The sequence below is a fragment of the Streptomyces sp. SID8374 genome (assembly GCF_009865135.1).
In the GTDB taxonomy this organism is placed as follows: domain Bacteria; phylum Actinomycetota; class Actinomycetes; order Streptomycetales; family Streptomycetaceae; genus Streptomyces.
Window position 1 is genome coordinate 3920284 of the sequence record NZ_WWGH01000001.1, and the last position, 16751, is coordinate 3937034.

The 16751-nt window shown below is 71.6% G+C and carries 10 protein-coding genes; 2 read left to right on the top strand and 8 right to left on the bottom strand.

Annotation, left to right across the window (positions count from 1 at the left end; translation table 11 throughout):
• The first annotated feature begins 1 nt into the window (after position 1).
• Complete coding sequence (gene trpS / locus GTY67_RS17200; protein ID WP_161279246.1) at positions 2–1102, top strand: tryptophan--tRNA ligase; 1101 nt, start codon at positions 2–4, stop codon at positions 1100–1102.
• Positions 1103–1154: 52 nt separating this feature from the next.
• Here trpS and GTY67_RS17205 read toward each other — a convergent pair whose 3' ends face one another.
• The 4 genes from GTY67_RS17205 to GTY67_RS17220 form a co-directional block, all read right to left on the bottom strand.
• Positions 1155–3164, bottom strand: a complete 2010-nt coding sequence (locus GTY67_RS17205) for an NAD(P)-binding protein (protein ID WP_161279247.1) — start codon at positions 3162–3164, stop codon at positions 1155–1157.
• Positions 3165–3194: 30 nt separating this feature from the next.
• Positions 3195–8258, bottom strand: a complete 5064-nt coding sequence (locus tag GTY67_RS17210) for a DNA repair ATPase (protein WP_161279248.1) — start codon at positions 8256–8258, stop codon at positions 3195–3197.
• Positions 8259–8789: 531 nt separating this feature from the next.
• Complete coding sequence (locus tag GTY67_RS17215; RefSeq protein WP_093687637.1) at positions 8790–10922, bottom strand: hypothetical protein; 2133 nt, start codon at positions 10920–10922, stop codon at positions 8790–8792.
• 315 nt (positions 10923–11237) lie between these two features.
• The gene (locus GTY67_RS17220; RefSeq protein ID WP_093687639.1) at positions 11238–11918 is read right to left on the bottom strand and encodes a hypothetical protein; all 681 of its coding nucleotides are present in this window, start codon (positions 11916–11918) and stop codon (positions 11238–11240) included.
• A gap of 455 nt (positions 11919–12373) precedes the next feature.
• Between GTY67_RS17220 and GTY67_RS17225 the strand changes: the two genes are divergently transcribed.
• Complete coding sequence (locus GTY67_RS17225; protein WP_161279249.1) at positions 12374–13447, top strand: helix-turn-helix domain-containing protein; 1074 nt, start codon at positions 12374–12376, stop codon at positions 13445–13447.
• Positions 13448–13497: 50 nt separating this feature from the next.
• Here the strand turns inward: GTY67_RS17225 and GTY67_RS17230 are convergent, their stop codons facing one another.
• The 4 genes from GTY67_RS17230 to GTY67_RS17245 form a co-directional block, all read right to left on the bottom strand.
• Positions 13498–13953, bottom strand: coding sequence for a TerB family tellurite resistance protein (locus tag GTY67_RS17230; RefSeq protein ID WP_093687643.1), 456 nt, complete (start codon positions 13951–13953; stop codon positions 13498–13500).
• Positions 13954–14199: 246 nt separating this feature from the next.
• Positions 14200–15471, bottom strand: a complete 1272-nt coding sequence (locus tag GTY67_RS17235) for a cation:proton antiporter (RefSeq protein WP_161279250.1) — start codon at positions 15469–15471, stop codon at positions 14200–14202.
• 2 nt (positions 15472–15473) lie between these two features.
• Entirely contained in the window at positions 15474–15944 is a 471-nt protein-coding gene (locus tag GTY67_RS17240) for a TrkA C-terminal domain-containing protein (protein ID WP_015609709.1), read from the bottom strand.
• A 203-nt stretch (positions 15945–16147) separates the two neighbouring features.
• Positions 16148–16711 (bottom strand): hypothetical protein, encoded by a 564-nt coding sequence (locus tag GTY67_RS17245; protein WP_161279251.1) that lies wholly within the window; start codon positions 16709–16711, stop codon positions 16148–16150.
• Between the last annotated feature and the right edge of the window lie 40 nt (positions 16712–16751).

Consider the following 16751-nt stretch of genomic DNA (forward strand, 5'->3'; position numbering starts at 1 on the left):
TATGACCGCGACCGCACCCACGGCCGTAACCACCGCCGTCACCACCGCCGCAACCACGGCCGTCACCACCGCCCCCGCCGAGCTCCGCAGCGCCGACCTGGAGCACCGCATCGCCCAGGACCCCGGCCGCTTCCGGGTCCTCACCGGCGACCGCCCCACCGGCCCCCTCCACCTCGGCCACTACTTCGGCACCCTGCGCAACCGGGTCCGCCTCCAGGACCTCGGCGTCGACGTCATGATCCTCATCCCCGACTACCAGGTCCTCACCGACCGGGACACCGCCGAGCGGCTGGGGAAGTACACCGACGGGCTCCTCCTGGACTACCTGGCCCTCGGCATCGACCCCGCCCGGTCCACCGTCTTCAACCACAGCGCCGTCCCCGCGCTCAACCAGCTCCTGCTGCCCTTCCTGAGCCTCGTCTCGGTCGCCGAGCTGAGCCGGAACCCCACGGTCAAGGACGAGATCGCGCACTCCCGGCAGTCGGCGGTCAGCGGGCTGATGCTCACCTACCCGGTCCACCAGGCGGCCGACATCCTCTCCTGCAAGGGCAACGTGGTCCCGGTCGGCCAGGACCAGCTGCCCCACCTCGAACTCACCCGGACCATCGCCCGCCGCTTCAACGAGCGGTACGGGAACCTCTTCCCGGAACCCGACGCCCTGCTCTCCGCCGCGCCCCTCCTCCTCGGCACCGACGGCACCAAGATGAGCAAGAGCCGCGCCAACTCCGTCCCCCTCGGCGCCACCGCCGACGAGACGGCCCGCCTGATCAGGGGCGCGACCACGGACGCCGACCGGCACATCACCTACGACCCCGACACCCGCCCCGGCGTCTCCTCCCTCGTCCTGCTGGCCGCGCTCTGCCTGGAGCGGGACCCGCACGAGGTCGCGGCGGAGATCGGCGACGGCGGGGCGGCCGCCCTCAAGCGGACGGTGACCGACGCGGTCAACACCCACCTGGCGCCCCACCGTGCCCGGCGGGCGGAGTACGCGGCGGACCTCACGTACGTACGGTCCGTCCTGCGCACCGGCAACGAGCGGGCCAACGCGCTCGCGGAAGCCACCCTGGAGGAGGTGCGCGAGGCGATGGGCACGTTCCGGTAGGCGGGTGCGCAAGCCCTTCCGGTAGGCACGCGGCCCCGGGACCGCCCGCCCCTCACTGCCTCGGCAGCACCGACCGCTGCCGCCGCAGCAGCTCCGCCAGCCCTCGCCGGGTGGCCGCGATCACCACCCGGTCCTGGGCGCGCAGCACATACCCGGGGTGCAGGTCCCAGACCAGGCCGGAGGGGGGCGGGGTGCCGCCTTCCGGGGGGTACGGGGGGAGCGCGGCGAGGTCCGGGTTGCGGTCGGCGGGCGGGGTGGCGTCGATGGCCAGGACCCGCCACGCGCCCGCCCGGAACGCCTGCTCCACCGTGCGCCCCTCCAGCTGCGGATGGCCCGCGACCTCCAGGGCGGCGAAGAGCATCACCTTCCGCTCCACCGGGACCGCGCCGAGGATCTGGCGGCCCATCATGGCGACCGCGAAGGAGGGCGCGGCCAGGTGGGAGACGGACCGGGAGCGGGTCAGGGCCTGGGGGTGCGCGGTGCGCAGGGTGCGGTAGACGGCGGTGGCGAACTCGTCGTCGTACAGCCGCAGCGCCACCCTCAGGTCCGGCTTGACCGACCGCGCGTACAGCGTCGCTTCCAGGTTCGTCGTGTCGATGCTGGTGAGCGCGAGGAGGGCGTGGGCGCGGCGGATCTTGGCCGCTTCCAGGACACCTTCCTGGGTGACGTCGCCGATGACGGTCGGCACGTGCATGGAGCGGGCCAGCGGGATGCCCCGCGCCTCGGGGTCCTCCTCCACGACGACCACGGGGATGTCCAGCTCCCGCAGGCGTACGAGGACGCGCGTACCGATCTTGCCGAGCCCGAGCAGCACCACGTGCCCCGACAGGCCACGCGGCGGGCGGCGCAGCGAGGAGGCGGTGCGCAGGGTGCCGAACGCCTCCAGGACGGCGGCGATGAGCAGCGGGAGCAGAAGGATCCCGGCGACCCCGGAGAAGATCTGGATGATCTTCCGTGCCGTCGTGCCGTCCTCCGATGGATCGTTCATGCTCAGCAGGTCGAGAAGGATGAGGTAGGCGGAGTGCAGCAGGCTGTCCTCGGTGGTGAGGACCGAGACGACCACCAGGGCGACCGCTGCCAGCACGAACCCGAGGGCGGACCAGCGCAGCCGCCGGGAGAAGATCTTGGCGAGCGGCGCGCCCCGGCCGCCCATCCGGGTCGCGGGACGGTCCGGGCCCGCCCGGCTGATCGCCTCCAGGACGACGGTGCCGCGTCCGTCGGCCGCGGCCACGGACTCCTCGTCGGGGAGGAGTTGGGGCGCCTCGTCGCCGCTGCTGTCCGAACCCTCCGCCCCCGCAGGGTCGTTGGTGGTGGAGGAGAGCAGCGCGAGGGTGCACAGGCCCGGGTCGAGGGTCTCGCCGGGGCGGGGCGGCGGACGTTCGGCGGCGCGCAGGAGCAGCCCCTCGGCCTGGACGACCTTGCTGCTGCCGGTGAGCGCGGTGGCGGCGAGCGCGGGGGCGGCGGTGTCGGCGTCGGACAGGACGGTGGTGGAGGCGTCCAGCTGCGCCGGGTCGATGCCGGGCATGGCGACGGCGGCCGCCTGGTCCAGCAGCTCCTCCAGGTGCTGCCCGAGCTTGCGGTTGTAGAGCCGGATCACCAGCCGCAGGCGGGGGTTGAGGCGGCGGGCGGTGAGGGCGGCGCGGATGTTGCGCTCGTCGTCGTCGTAGACGAGGGCGAGGGCGGCCGCCCGGTCGACGCCCGCCTCCTCCAGTACGTCGTCGGAGGGTTCGGGCGCCTCCATGATCCGGACGGCCTCGACCCCGGCGTTGGTGTCGTTGCCGCCCCCGTTCCCCGTGGCGGCGGTGCGGTTCATCGCCGCCGACATCCGGCCGAACAGGGCGGCCGCGCGCCCCCGTTGGGTCAACGGCGTCTCGGGGCTGTTGGCGTCGCGGCCGGGCGGCAGGAGCAGGGTGACCCGCTCCCCGTAGACGAACCGCAGCTCCACGGCGAGCCGGCGCGCCAGCGCGTCGTCACCGCAGACGATCATGTGGCCGGTGGGCGAGGGCCGCCCCGGCTGCGGACGTCCTGGCTGCTGAGGAAGTGGGGGCACGAAACCCAGCATGCCGTGATCCTTCCGGCTCGGTCTTCCTGCTCAGTGTGGAGTGTTTGTGATCTTCGCACGGTGGTTCTGGAGCCCTGGCCGGTTCTCGTCCCCCGGGGGCTGGTTCACGGCCCCCTGCTGACTCGGCGGCCCCGGGGGCTGGTTCACGGCGCCCTGCTGACTCGGCGGCCCCGCCAGCAGATGGCGCGGGTCCGCCGCCCGCTGGATCGCCGTCTCCACCGCCGCGATCCGGTCCGCGAGCAGCCCGAGCGCGGCCACGGCCCGGGTCATCGGATCGCCGTCCGGGCCGCCGAGCGCCTGCGTGCGGACGTACGAGGCGGTGATCGCCGCCCACCGCTCGGCCTGCTCGGCGGTGAGCGTGCCCCGCAGGGCGGCCAGCTTCAGCAGGTTGGCCTCGGCGCCCGTGGTGAGCGTCTGGGCCTCGCCCGCGTAGTGGTCGTCGACGACGGCGGAGAGCTCGGCATCGTTCATGACGGGCACGATCCGCTCCGCGATCTTGTTCATGTTGCGGTACGAACCCTGGAGCCGGAACGGCGGCTCCGTGCGCGTCGCGTCCGTCTGCGCGGCGGACGCGATGTACGCCGCGTTCACTGCGAGGACGGTGTCCCGGGCGGTGAGCAGGTGCCGCAGCACGGCGAGGATGGCGTCCAACTCGGCCGACGAGTAAGGGTGTTCCAGGTGCTCGGCACGGGCGGAAGGGTCGCTCCCGCCGGCCAGCCGCACCAGCAGCGCCAGGTCGTCGCGCGAGCGGGCGGCGAGCGGGGCGAGGACCGGGTTGGCGGTCAGCGCGTTCTCCACGAAGCTCAGCGCGAAGACGTCCTCGCGCCCGCTGAGCACCTCGCCCAGGTTCCACACGTCGGCCCGGTTGGCGAGCATGTCCGGGATCCGGAACTGCTCGCCGGACTCGGTGTACGGGTTGCCCGCCATGCAGACCGCGAACCGCTTCCCCCGCAGGTCGTAGCTACGCGGCTCACCGTCCCGTACGCCCTCGATACGGCGCGTGGCATCGCACAACGGGATGAACTTCTGGAGGAGTTCGGGCGAGGTGTGCTGGATGTCGTCCAGGTACAGCAGCGTGTTGTTGCCCGCCTCCAGCGCGAAGCTGATCTTCTCGATCTCCTGCCGGGCGGTCGCGCTCGGTGCCTGGGCGGGGTCGAGGGAGGTCACGTCGTGCCCCAGGTTCGGCCCGCTGATCTTGACGAGGACCATCCCGAGCCGGTCCGCGACGTACTCCATCAGCGTCGTCTTGCCGTAGCCGGGCGGCGAGACGAGCAGGAGCAGCCCCTGCGAGTCCGTGCGCCGGTCGGCGTCGGCGGTGCCGAGCTGCTTGGCGAGGCTGTCGCCGATCAGCGGCAGGTACACCTCGTCCAGCAGCCGGTTGCGGACGAACGCCGACATCACGCGCGGCCGGTGGTCGTCCAGCCGCAGCCGCCCGCGCTCGGCGGCCACCAGGGAGGTGCGCAGCCGCTGGTACGCGCGGAAGGCGGGCACGGCCCGCGTGCGGAACTCCCCCGTACGGGCCAGGAGTTCATCGATCCGTACGGTGAGGACTCCGCCGCCCCCGATGCGCGGGTGGTCGCCGAGGAGGCCCTCCACCCGCTCCGTGAGCGGCGCGTCGCACCCGTACCGCTCCAGCTCCGGGCAGAGCTCCACCGCCACGGCCTCCGCGAGGTCCCCGGGTTCGACGGCGGCGCCGGTGGCCTCCGCGTACGGGGTGAGCCAGCCCTCCACGAGCTGCTTCCGGGCGGCCAGGTCCCCGCCGAGGGCGGCGAGGTCGTCCCCGTACACGTCGGGGCCTGTCGCCCGGTGGAACGCGTCCAGGAAGGCGCGGATCGAGGCGCCCACGACGAACCCGGCGGGCCCGCTGGTCAGCTCCTCGAAGAGGTACGAGGCGACGGCGTCGGGCCTCGCGACGTCCCCGAACTCGCCTATGGCGGCAGCCCATTCCTCCTGGAGCACGGCGATGGCCGGGGCCAGACCGAAGGTGTCGCGGGCGCGCGCCAGGGATGCGGCCCGCCGGGTCCACGAGACACGTTGCGCCTCCTCGATCCCGTACGCCCAGAAGAGCTGGGCGGCCGCGCGGACGGCGGGCTCGTGGCGCAGCAGCCCCGCGTCCGCGTGCAGGCGCAGCAGGGCGCGGAGGATGGCGGTGGCGTCCTCGTCGTGGACGCCCCGGGTGTACCCCTCGTCGTACGCCTCGGCCGCCGACTCCCGTACGAGCAGGGATAGTTCGTCATCGGCCAGCGCGGTGAGGCGCTCGGCACCGTGCTCCTCCAGCAGCCGGGTCGCCAGATACTCGCCCCGGTAGACGGCGGCCGACTCCGAGGGCAGCAGCTGCTCCCAGTAGGGGCGGGTCGCCTCGAAGGCCGGGTCGGTGACCGGCGCCCGGTAGTCGGTCCCGGTCAGCGCGAAGGCGAGGCGGTCCCCGGAGGGCACGAGCGTCAGGTCGAACGGCTGGGTGTTGACGGCGAACCGGTGCCGCCCCAGCTTGATGACCGAGCCGCCGTCCGCGTACAGCTCACTGCGGTCCCGCAGCGCCCGCCCGGCCTCCTGGCGGGCCGCCTTGATCCGCCCGTCCAGCTCCTCCGCCCGTACGGGATCGCCCAGCTCACGCAACTCGTCGGCGGTCCGCCGAACCTTGGCGACCATCGGGTCGGAGGCGAAGTACGTGTGGACGGCGTCCAGGTCCGCCAGCGCGGCCACGCGCCGGCCGATGGTCTCCAGCACCCGCTGAGCCGACCCGGCCAGCCGCTCGGCCCGCCGCGCCCGCTCGTCCTGGAGCGTCTGCTTACGGGCCGAGAACGCGTCGTACACCTCGGTCCTGCGCTCGGCCAGCTCGGCGAGGAAGTCGTCGAACTCCGCGAACCGCGACTCCAGGTTCTCCAACTGGAGCAGCAGCCGCGCGAGTTGGTCGTCACACGCCTCCGGCGAATCGGCGGCGGCCAGCGCCCCCGTCACCGCCTGCCCGAGCAGCGCGAACTCGGCGGCGAACTCGGCCCGCCCCTCCTTCGACAGCAGCTCCCTGCGGCGCGCGTCCAGCGTGGCGCGGGCGCGGTTGGCCCCGCCCAGCACCTCCGCGATCCGCTCCAGGATCGACGTACGCACGGTGGCGTCGCCGATCTCCAGCCCGGCCACCACATCGGTGACGGTGGCAAGCCCGTCCGTCATCGCGGCCAGCCGGTCGGTCACGGCGGACGCGTCCCGTACGGTCGCGAGCGCCCCCGCGTCGGCGACGAGCCCCGCGATGTCCTCGTGGTACCCGTCGAAGGCGTCCTCACGGGCGAGGAACGACACCGCCCGCTGAGCGGCGGACGCGATGTCGTCCTCGGTCCGGGCCGACAGCTCCGCGATCCGCTCGGTGTCGGCGTACCGCATCTCGCCGATGGTCGCCAAGTGCCCGTGCGCCTGCCGGAGTTCGGTCAGCCGCTCCACCCAGGCGGCGGCCGACCCCGGCACCTCGCCGCGTACGCGCCGCACCAGCGCGGTGATGCGGGTGGAGGTCTCCTCCAGCGCGTCGGCGGCCCGCCGGGTCAGCTCCTGCACGGCGGTGAACTCGGCGAGCACCTGCTGCGCGGTGGCCCGCAACTCCCCCAAGGGCTCTGCGAGCGCGCCCAGTTGGGGATCAGACAGCCAGTGGTACCGGTCCTGCGCCCGGGCGCAGTCGGCGGCGAGCTGCCCGTACACGGCGGTCGTCGGCGTCATGTCCCGTACGCCGTGGGCGAGTGCGAGGCAGTCGGAGATCCCGCGTACGAGGTCGGCGTTGCCGGCCCGGGCGAGCGGCCCGGTCCCGGCCGGGCGGGCGGCGGCGTAGGTCTCGGAGACGTACGGCGTCTGCCAGCGCTGCAACGGGTGCACACGGGCCGGCCCGTCCGGGTTGTCCCGGAGCAGGACCAACGTTCCGTCGTCCAGAAGGGCGTGGCCACGTCCGGTGAGCGGGGTGGCGACCTCCTGCCGGATCAGGTTGTACGGGAGGAGGAGACTGCGCACGCCGTCACGGGAGCGGAAGACGTACAGCACGTCCTCCCCGTTGGGCGAGCGCACCGCGCCCTCGAAGACCGGCTCGGTCAGCTCCTCGGCGGTGTCGAAGGTCTTCGCGGTGCCGGTGGTGAGGTAGTAGCCGCCGGGGAAGATGATCCCCTGGTCCTCGGGGAGCCGGTGGCAGGCGGGCCCGATGGAGTCGAGGCGCTGGACGGTGGAGAGCAGCGAGTTGAAGACGAGATGCCGCCAGCTCTTCTCCTTGTACGGCCGCACACGCAGCAGCACCAGCGGCCCGACCTCCGCGTACTCGACGTCCGCGTCGGCCAGCGACTGCAACGGCTCGTCGACGGGCTCCTCGTAGATCCCGTCCGGCGACTCGGTGTCGTCGGTCACCTTGACGGTGAGCGTCCCGCCGAGCGTGTCGACGAAGAGCCCGCCGCCCTTGCCGATGGCGATGTGCGGGTGGCGCCCCGGCACGTGGGCGTCGCGCCCGGCGACGGTCCACTCGAAGTCGTGGGAAGGCGGGAAGACATGATCGCGCTCGCCCTGAGCGTCGATGAAGGCCCCGGGCGCCCCGTCCGCGCCGAGGGCCCACCGCAGAACCCGGATGTCCTCGGCGTCCGCACCCGTACGGAAGACGGCCAGCAGCTTCCCGTTGACGCGACGCAGCCGGAGCAGCCGGGCATCGCGGAAGTAGCGGTGGAGGGAGGAGAACTCGCGCCGGAACCCGTCGTCGTCGAGGAGGGTGGCGCCGGGCTGCGGGGAGGTGTCGGTGTCTGCCGCATCCCGTACGAGGAGTACGTCGTCGACCCCGGCCTCACCCCGGGCCCCCGGCCCCCGCTCGAAGCCGAAGAGCAGCTGCCCGCCGACGGCGATCAGGTCGCGGGGGACGGAGGCGTGCTCGGTGCGCACCTGCTCGGTGGCCAGCAGCCGCAGCTCGGTCGACCCGAACTCCTCGGTCCGCCGCGCGTTGAGCCACTCGGCCCGCCGCACGAGCTCCCCGGCCTGCGCGGAGAGCCGCCGCCGCAGCACTTCATAGGCACCGGCATCCACATCGCCCTCCCCGCCCTGCCTGTCCTGTGGCGCGGTGCCGGTGGCGGTGATGTCGCTGTCCATGCGTACGGCTCTCCTTACGTGTTCGTTTCGCTGAGCCCGTCCGGGGCTCTGCCCGGCCTGCCCGGGACGTGTGCGGCCTGCCCGGGACATGTGCGGCCAGTGCCGGGACCTTTCCGGCCCGTGCCGGGACTTCTCCAGCCCGCCCGGTACCCACCCAGGCCGTGCCGGGTACTTCTCCGGCCTGTCCCGGATACTTCTCCGGCCCGCCCGGTTCCCGCCCAGGCCGTGCCGGGTACTTCTCCGGTGCGCCCGGCACCTATTCAGCCCGTCCGGCGTTTGAGGACGGAACCCTCGGCCCGGTGGGCCCGCTCTCGGCGTGAGGGCGGGCCCAGGTGGCCCTGTCCAGCCCGTCCGGCGTTTGAGGACGGAACCCCCGGACCCGGTGGGCCCGCCCCCGGCATGCGGGGCAGACCCAGGCGACCCGGCCGGTGAAGCGCCCACCCCCGTGGGGCACCCCACCAGACCCGGCCCCAGACCAAGGGTTCCGCCCTTAAACGCCGGACGGACCGCGGCAGGCAGCCGGCGGCGGAACTACCCGGCCGCCGCCCCCGCCCCCGCCCCGTTCCGGGCCACCACATCACCCGAGGGCGCACCCCTCCGACCGGCCACCGAAGACACCGGCAGATCCGCCAGCCCCAGCTCCTTCGCCGCCGCCAGCAACTGCTCCACCTGCCCCGAGGCCGCCCCAGAGGTCCCCATCAGCCGCATCAGCAACGCTGACACCGTCAGGTTCTGCACATCCCCCGTGGAGACCGACCCCAGCACCCGGCTGAGGTCGTCCGTGAAGGACGACGACCCGTCCAGCCACGGCCCCGCCAGCGCCTGCGCGGTCTGCGAGTTGTCCACGAACCCGTCCACCGCCTTGCCGAGCGAGATCGACGAGACGAGCCGGTCGAAGAAGACCGAGTCGCCGCCGACGATGTCGATGTCGGCGTTCTCCAGCCCGGTCGCCAGGACCGTCGCCTGCGCCTCGGCCACCTGCCGCTGCACTTCGAGCCCGGCCAGCCGGATTTCCTTCTCCGCGTCGAGGCGCAGCCGGTACTCCTCGTGCCCGCGCGACGCCTCGTCCAGCGCCGCCATCGCGGCCGCCTTCTCCGTGAGCCCCGCGGCCTCCGCCTTCAGCTTCTCGCCGATGACCGCCGCGTCCGCCGACGCCTGGGCCTGCGTACCCTCGGCCTCCGCGAGCGCCTTGAGCCGCGAGCCCTCGGCCTCCGCCTTGAGCCGGGCCGCCGTGGCCTCGGCCTCCGCGAGACCGGCCTTCTCGGTGACGTCGGCCTCCGCGTCGCGGACCTGCACCGCGGCGAGCCCGGGCGCAGCCGTCTCGGCCTGGATGCCCTCGGCGAGCCGCAGCTTGGCCTGCGCGTCCAGGTCGGCGGTCTTGAGCCGCGCCTCGGCGAGCGTGAGCTGCTCGGCCGCCAGGTGCGTGGAGGCCGCTTCCGCCGCCTCGGCCGCCTTGATGTCCTTGACCAGCTTCTCCTGGGCCTCGGCCTCGGCGGCGATGATGATCGACTTACGGGAGCGCTCGGCGTCCTCGACGGCCCGCAGGGTCAGGATCGACTCCTCCTGCTCGGCGACCGTACGGTCCACCGCGATCCGCTCGCGGATGACATCGGCGACCTCGCGGCGCTCGGCCTCGACCTCCTTGGTGGCGGCGATCCGGTTCAGCTCGGTCTCGCGCTCGCGCCCGATGACCTCCAGCATCCGGTCCTTCTCGATGCGCTCGCTCTCGACGGCGATGACGCGCTCGCGGTTCTTCTGCGCGACGGCGATCTCGCGCGCCTGGTTCTCGCGCTGGATGCCGAGCTGCTCCTCGGTCTTGATGAACGCGGTCTGCGCGCCGAGCCGCTCCTCCTCCTGCACCCGTGCGGTGGCCGCCTCCTCGCGGGCCCGCAGCACCTCGACCTCGCGGCGCTGCTTGATCTCCGCCTCGGCCTGCCGGCGCTCCAGCTCCAGGATGGTCTCGCGGGCGTCGACGTCCTGTCGGGTGATCTCCTTCTGCTCGGTGCGCTGGAACTCGTTGGTGCGCACGTGCTCGATCGCCGTCAGTTCGGTGATCTTCCGGATGCCCTGGGCGTCGAGGATGTTGGCGCCGTCGAGTTGCGACATCGGGGTCTGCTCGAGGAAGTCGATCGCGGCGTCGTCGAGGTGGTAGCCGTTCAGGTCGGTCCCGATGACCTGGATGATCCGGTCCCGGAACTCCTCGCGCTTGGTGTAGAGGTCGACGAAGTCGAGTTGCTTGCCGACGGTCTTGAGGGCCTCGGAGAACTTCGCGGAGAAGAACTCCTGGATGGCGACCTTGTCGCTGGCCCGTCCCGTACCGATGGCCTGGGCGACCTTGATGACGTCCTCGACGGTCTTGTTGACCCGGACGAAGAAGGTGATCTGGATGTCGGCGCGGATGTTGTCCCGGCAGATCAGACCCTCGCGCCCGGCGCGGTGGATCTCGATCGTCTTCACCGAGATGTCCATGGTCTCGGCCTTGTGGAGCACGGGCAGGACGACGGCACCGGTGAAGGTCACATCGACCTTCTTGGTCTTGGAGATGATCAGCGCCTTGCCCTGCTCGACCTTGCGGAACAGCCGGGTGATGACGAAGGCGATGGCGACGACGATGAGCAGGACAACGGCGATGAGCACGCCGATGCCCAAGGAGATGGCATCCATAAGAGTCCTTGGCGGCTTGAGGGTAGGGAAGTTGAGGACAGGCGAAGAACAGAGAAGAAACAGAGAAGAAACAGAGAAGAAGAGGAAAGAGGGAAGGAGGAGAAGGACGCACGAGAGGCAGCCGCGTAGAGCCGGCGGGCCACCCGCGACAACCACATCCACGAAGGGCCCAGGCACAACCGACAGGCACACACCTCCCGGCAGAACCGACAGGCACACACCACCCGGCATCCACCGCCCGGCACTCCCGACAGGCACCCACCCGGCCACCGGCCACCTGGCCGACCGGTCCTCCGGGCGCACACCCCGCCGGGGTCAGCCGTTCGTGGCCTCCGGCAGCCCCTGCCCGCCGGGTTTCGCCTTCGGACCGGGGTCGAGGGCCGCGTCGTACGGCGACACCCAGAAGAACTCGCCCTCTTCGTCGTACGCGTAGAGGAGTCCCGTGCTGCCGAAGGCGAGGCGCTCCTCGGCGTGCAGCTCGGCGAGCTGTGCGACCCGGGGGGCCTGGCGGACCTGGACGATGGCCGTCGAACCGTCGGCCGCGGCGACCTCGGCCTGACCGAAGCCGGCGCTGACGGAGCCGGTGCGGATGGTGCACACGCGTCCGACGAAGTCCATGCGCGATGGCGGAGGTTCCGCCGGGAAGTACCGGCGGAAGAGGTGTGCGAGAAGGCGGACGGTTCCCCAGGCGAGGAACAGCGATCCGGCGAGTACGGCGACGGCGAGCACCGCGCGGGCGGGGCCGCCGGCCGGGATCCGGTGCACCAGGACCGTGCCGGTCAGGCTGCCGAACCAGGCGATGACGACGAGCAGCGATACGGAGACGGTGACGGGTACCCCGCCGAAGCCGACCGTGCCGGAGTCGAGGTCCGAGTCGAAGGAGTGCTGGTCGGCGGCGCCGGCCAGCACGAGCAGCCAGAAGCAGACGACGACCACGAGTGCGGCGCCGAAGATGACGGCGGGGAAGCCGAGTGCCGCGTCCAGGAACTCGCCCATCGGTCCCACCCCCTTTGCCGTTCCGCGCGCCGGCCCGGTGGCGGGCGCGATCCTCTGTCGGTACGGGGGAGTCGTGCCGATCCGACTCGGCCGCCACGTCCGAAGACACGTCCGACACGTCCGACACGTTCGGTACACGGCTCGGTGGTGGTGGCGGGGCCCGGCGCTGCGCCACCGCGAACTGTGCCGCAGCGACCGGTTCGTTCCCCTCAGGCGCTCACCGTAGATCCCGAATCCCCCGTGGACCGTCCGGCGGGGCGCCTGTTCTCCCCCGTATCCCCCGTGCTCCCCCGTGTGTTCCCCCGTTGTGTTGCTGACCTGATCCTGTCATCCGGGCCCCACCCGCCGCATTGCCGGATTCCGGCAATCTTTACGCTTTCCTGATGCCGGGCACCGGCACCGCCCGGTGTGCGTTGGTGAAATGACAGAACCGTTGCAAGGCTGAAGGAGTGTGCGTGGCCGAGCCAAGGATTCCCGAGGAAATGCTGGGAAATTATGCCCATATTCTGGGCGAAGTCGCCACCACGGGAAGGCGTCTGACGCGTAACGAACTGGAGATGCGGCGGGCGTTGGGCCGCGAGGCGGCCGACGCCGGCCATCAGCTGCGTGCGCTGGTGACGATGCATCTGGCCCAGACACGCGAGGCCTGGCCAAAGGCGGCTGCCGGAAACAGCCCTGCCGTGGCCGATGCGGTGCTGGCCGCGGTGGAGCAGGCGGTCGACGCGTTCGCCGAGGGGTTCGAGCGGGCGCAGCGTCTCACCGTACGGCGGGAGGAGGCGGCACGCCGCGAGTTCATCGACGATCTCCTCTACGGACGCAGCGACTTGGTCCGGCTCGCGGAGCGCGCCACCCGCTTCGGCCTGCGGCTTTCCCGGGCGCACGCGGTCGCGGTGGCGTCGGGCCCGGAGGCGTACACGGAGACGGACGCGGTGCCGCGGAGTGTGGAGGCGGCGCTGCTGACCCGGTTCAGCGGCCGCAAGATCCTGCTGACGACGAAGGACGGGCGGATCGTCTGCATCGCCCCGGGCAGCCAGCCCGACGTCCTGCGCTACTTCGCCAAGCAGTCGCACGCGGCGACGGACGGCGGCCAGGTCGCGATCGGCCGCCCGCACAAGGGCCCGGGCGGAGTGGTCCACAGTTACGACGAGGCGCTCGAAGCTCTCGACCTGGCGGAGCGGATGGGGATGGAGGACCCGGTGCTGTACGCCTCGGACCTCCTGGTCTACCCGGTGCTGACCCGGGACCGGCAGGCGATGGCGGATCTCGTACGCAGCGAACTGGGCCCGCTCCAGAAGGCGCGGGGCGGCGCGGAGCCGCTGCTGAAGACACTGGCGGTCTACTTCGACGCGGGGTGTGTGGCGGCCGAGACGGCCCGCCGCCTGGCGCTGAGCGTACGGGCGTTGACGTACCGCCTGGAACGCATCCACCAGCTCACCGGCTCCGACCCGGCGGACCCGATGCACCGCTACAGCTTGCAGACGGCAGTGATCGGCGCGCGCCTGCTGGACTGGCCGGCCAAGGAGCTGTGAGGCCCCCGGCCGGCCCGTGAATGCGTAGGTGCGTACCCCTACAGGTCGACCTACAGGTCGAACTCGTGCGGCGGCAGGTCCAGGGCGAAACACGCCTCACGCACGACGGCCTGCTCCGTCTTGTCGAAGTCGCCGTCGGCGCCGCCGATGATGATGCCGATCTGGATGACGGCACGCGCCTCGGCGGGCTTCTTCTTCGCCTTGGCGATCTCCTGGAGCACGCTGACCTTGCCGAAGTCGAAGTCGGCGGTGAGCTTGTTCAGGTAGTCGTTGAACCGCCGCTGAAGGTCGTCCGCGGGGAAGTTCTTCAGGACGTCGTTGTTGGCGATGAGCGCCGCGACGCGCTGACGCTCGGACGCGTCGATGGAGCCGTCGGCGGCGGCGACCAGAGCGCACATGGCCATGCTCGCGTCCCGGAACGCCCCCGACTTCAGGTCGTTCTTCTTCGCTTCCAGCTGCGTCTGCATAGACGAAGCGGATTCCTTGATCCGATCCCACAGGGCCATGACATCTCCATACGTTGCGGTGCAATGCCGGAACAAAAGAAAACTCTACAGACGTGTAGAAGCTAGCAGGGAGGGCGGCCCCCCGCCCCGGGTTCAGGGGGTCTGACCAGCCCGCAGGGACAAGTTCCGGACAGCATGGACAGCACGACGGACAGCACGATGGACAGGGCAACGGACAGCACAACGGCCGGTCCAGGGCGCCGTGGTGACGGCGGCCCGAACCGGCCGGAGCGGAGCAGGAGTTGGTCAGTCGCCGCGAGCCTCGCCCGCGGGCTCCGGGGTGAGGTCGTCGTGGTCGCCGAGCCGGCGCTCGGGAGCGGCCTTGGGAGGCGCTTCCACCACCGCACCACCACCGGGCTTCGCACCCCGCATGGTCTGGATCTTCTCGGCGAGGGGCTGCGTCCACCGGGCGGTGAGCGGGCCGACGATGACGAGGATCAGGACGTACGCGGTGGCCAGCGGCCCGATGCGGGGCTCGGTGGCCACGGCCAGACCGGCGATGACGATGGAGAACTCACCGCGCGCCACGAGCGTGCCGCCCGCCCGCCAGCGCCCGCGCGAACCGATGCCGGCGCGGCGGGCCGCGTACCAGCCGGTGGCGATCTTGGTGAGGACCGTGACGGCGGCGAGGACGGCGGCGGGCAGCAGCACCGGCGGGATGTCGGCCGGGTTGGTGGAGAGCCCGAAGAAGACGAAGAACACGGCGGCGAACAGGTCGCGCAGCGGCGTGAGGAGCTTGCGGGCCCCCTCGGCGACCTCACCGGAGAGGGCGATGCCGACGAGGAACGCGCCGACGGCCGCCGAGACTTGGAGCTGCTGGGCGACCCCGGCGACGAGCACGGTGAGACCGAGGACGACCAGGAGCAGCATCTCCGGGTTGTCGGAGGAGACCGCGCGGCTGATGAGGCGGCCATGGCGCAGGGCCAGGTACAGCACGAAGCCGACGGTCCCGAGCGCGATCACGAGCGCGAGGCTGCCGCCCGCGAGGCTGACTCCGGCGAGCATGGCGGTGAGCAGCGGCAGGTAGACCGCCATCGCCAGGTCCTCCATGACGAGGACGCCGAGGATGACGGGGGTCTCGCGGTTGCCGAGCCGCCCGAGGTCGGTCATCACCTTCGCGATCACGCCGGACGACGAGATCCAGGTGACCCCGGCGAGCGCGACGGCACCGACGGGCCCCCAGCCGAGAATCAGGGCGGCCACAGCACCGGGCGTCGCATTGAGCACGAAGTCGACGGCACCGGACGGATACTGGGTCTTGAGACTGGTGACCAACTCTGAGGCGCTGTATTCCAGCCCCAGCAGGAGCAGCAGCAGAATCACGCCGATCTCGGCGCCGACCATGGTGAACTCTTCGCTGGCGTCCAGCGGGATGAGCCCACCATGGCCGAAAGCGAGCCCCGCGAGCAGATAGAGCGGAATGGGCGAGAGCCCTATCCGCCCGGCGACCCGCCCGATGAGCCCGAGCCCGAGGATGACGGCGCCCAGCTCCACCAGCAATGCAGTCGTGTCATGCACGGTCAGCCCTCCGCAATGATCTCGGAGAGCGCGTCGACGCCCTCACGCGTTCCGACGGCGACGAGCGTGTCCCCGATGGCGAGTCGAAAGTTCGGTTCCGGAGACGGGTGCGCGCTGTGCGTACGCAGCACGGCGACGATGGACGCCCCGGTCCGCGTACGCGCCCGAGTCTCCCCCAACAGGCGCCCCCCGTAAGGGGATCGGGACCCGAGCGGAATGTGCTCGGTGACGAGGTCGATGCCCTCGGTCCGTACGGCGTCGATGGGCGCGGGGTCGATGAGGTGGGCCAGCGCGGTGGCCTCGGCGGTCGTCAGGGGCACGGACAACCGGCACGAATCGGGGTCGTCCTGTTCGTAGAACCCGATGAACCGCCGCCCGTCGTGGTGGACGACGACGGAGATGTGCTGCCCGGTCTCGGTGGTGAAGTCGTACTGAGCACCCACTCCGGGCAAGGACGTGCGACGGGTTCCCATGACTACCTCCCGAGACGTGCGTCGGAGTCTCGGCGCACATGGTGATCTATTTATCCGGCCATTACCTTATCGGCAGGCCTGAACTGAACCACCGGTCTCGGCGCCCCGGAATCCCGCCATCCCCACGGCCGGAACGGTCACGGGCGGTCACGAACGGACGCAACGGTTCCGGCAGCGATTCGGCGGCGAGTCGGCAGCGAGGGTCAGTACTTCCCGTCGACCGGAATCCAGCCGGACCAGGACTCCGGCTGGTAGAACTTCCCGGTGTCACCGTCGTAGCGCAGGACCCGCAGACGTACGTTCCCGGTCTCGCGGTAGTCCTTGTTGCAGGTGGCCCAGGTGTTCACGCCGAGCTTGTTGATGCAGACCTCGGCGGCACGCCCGTAGTCGGTGTAGACCCCGACGGCGGCGGACATGCCGTCCTTCTGCGTATCGCCCGCCCAGACGATGTCGCCGTTGTGCTGGAAGCACCCCTTGGCACCGTAGGCGGCGGTGGCGCCGAGGCAGGTGCTGGTGGGAGCGGCCTTGGCGGCGGCCTGCACCGCGGAGGGGGCGTCGGCCTCTTCCGCCTCGGGCTCCAGGGAGGGGAGGTCCACCCCGGGCGCCGGAGCAAGCCCCTCGACGATCTTCACATCAGCCGGCATCTCGACTTCCTGGGGGCCGCCCGCGGACTCCTCGGCCAGCGCGGGCGCGGCCGTGAGAGCGGAGAACGCCAGTGCGGACGCACCAACGACAACGCTCGCCTTTATGCGCCAGTTTTCACGCATATTTCACTACCCCCGCACCTGACTCCTGTTTAGAAGTCAC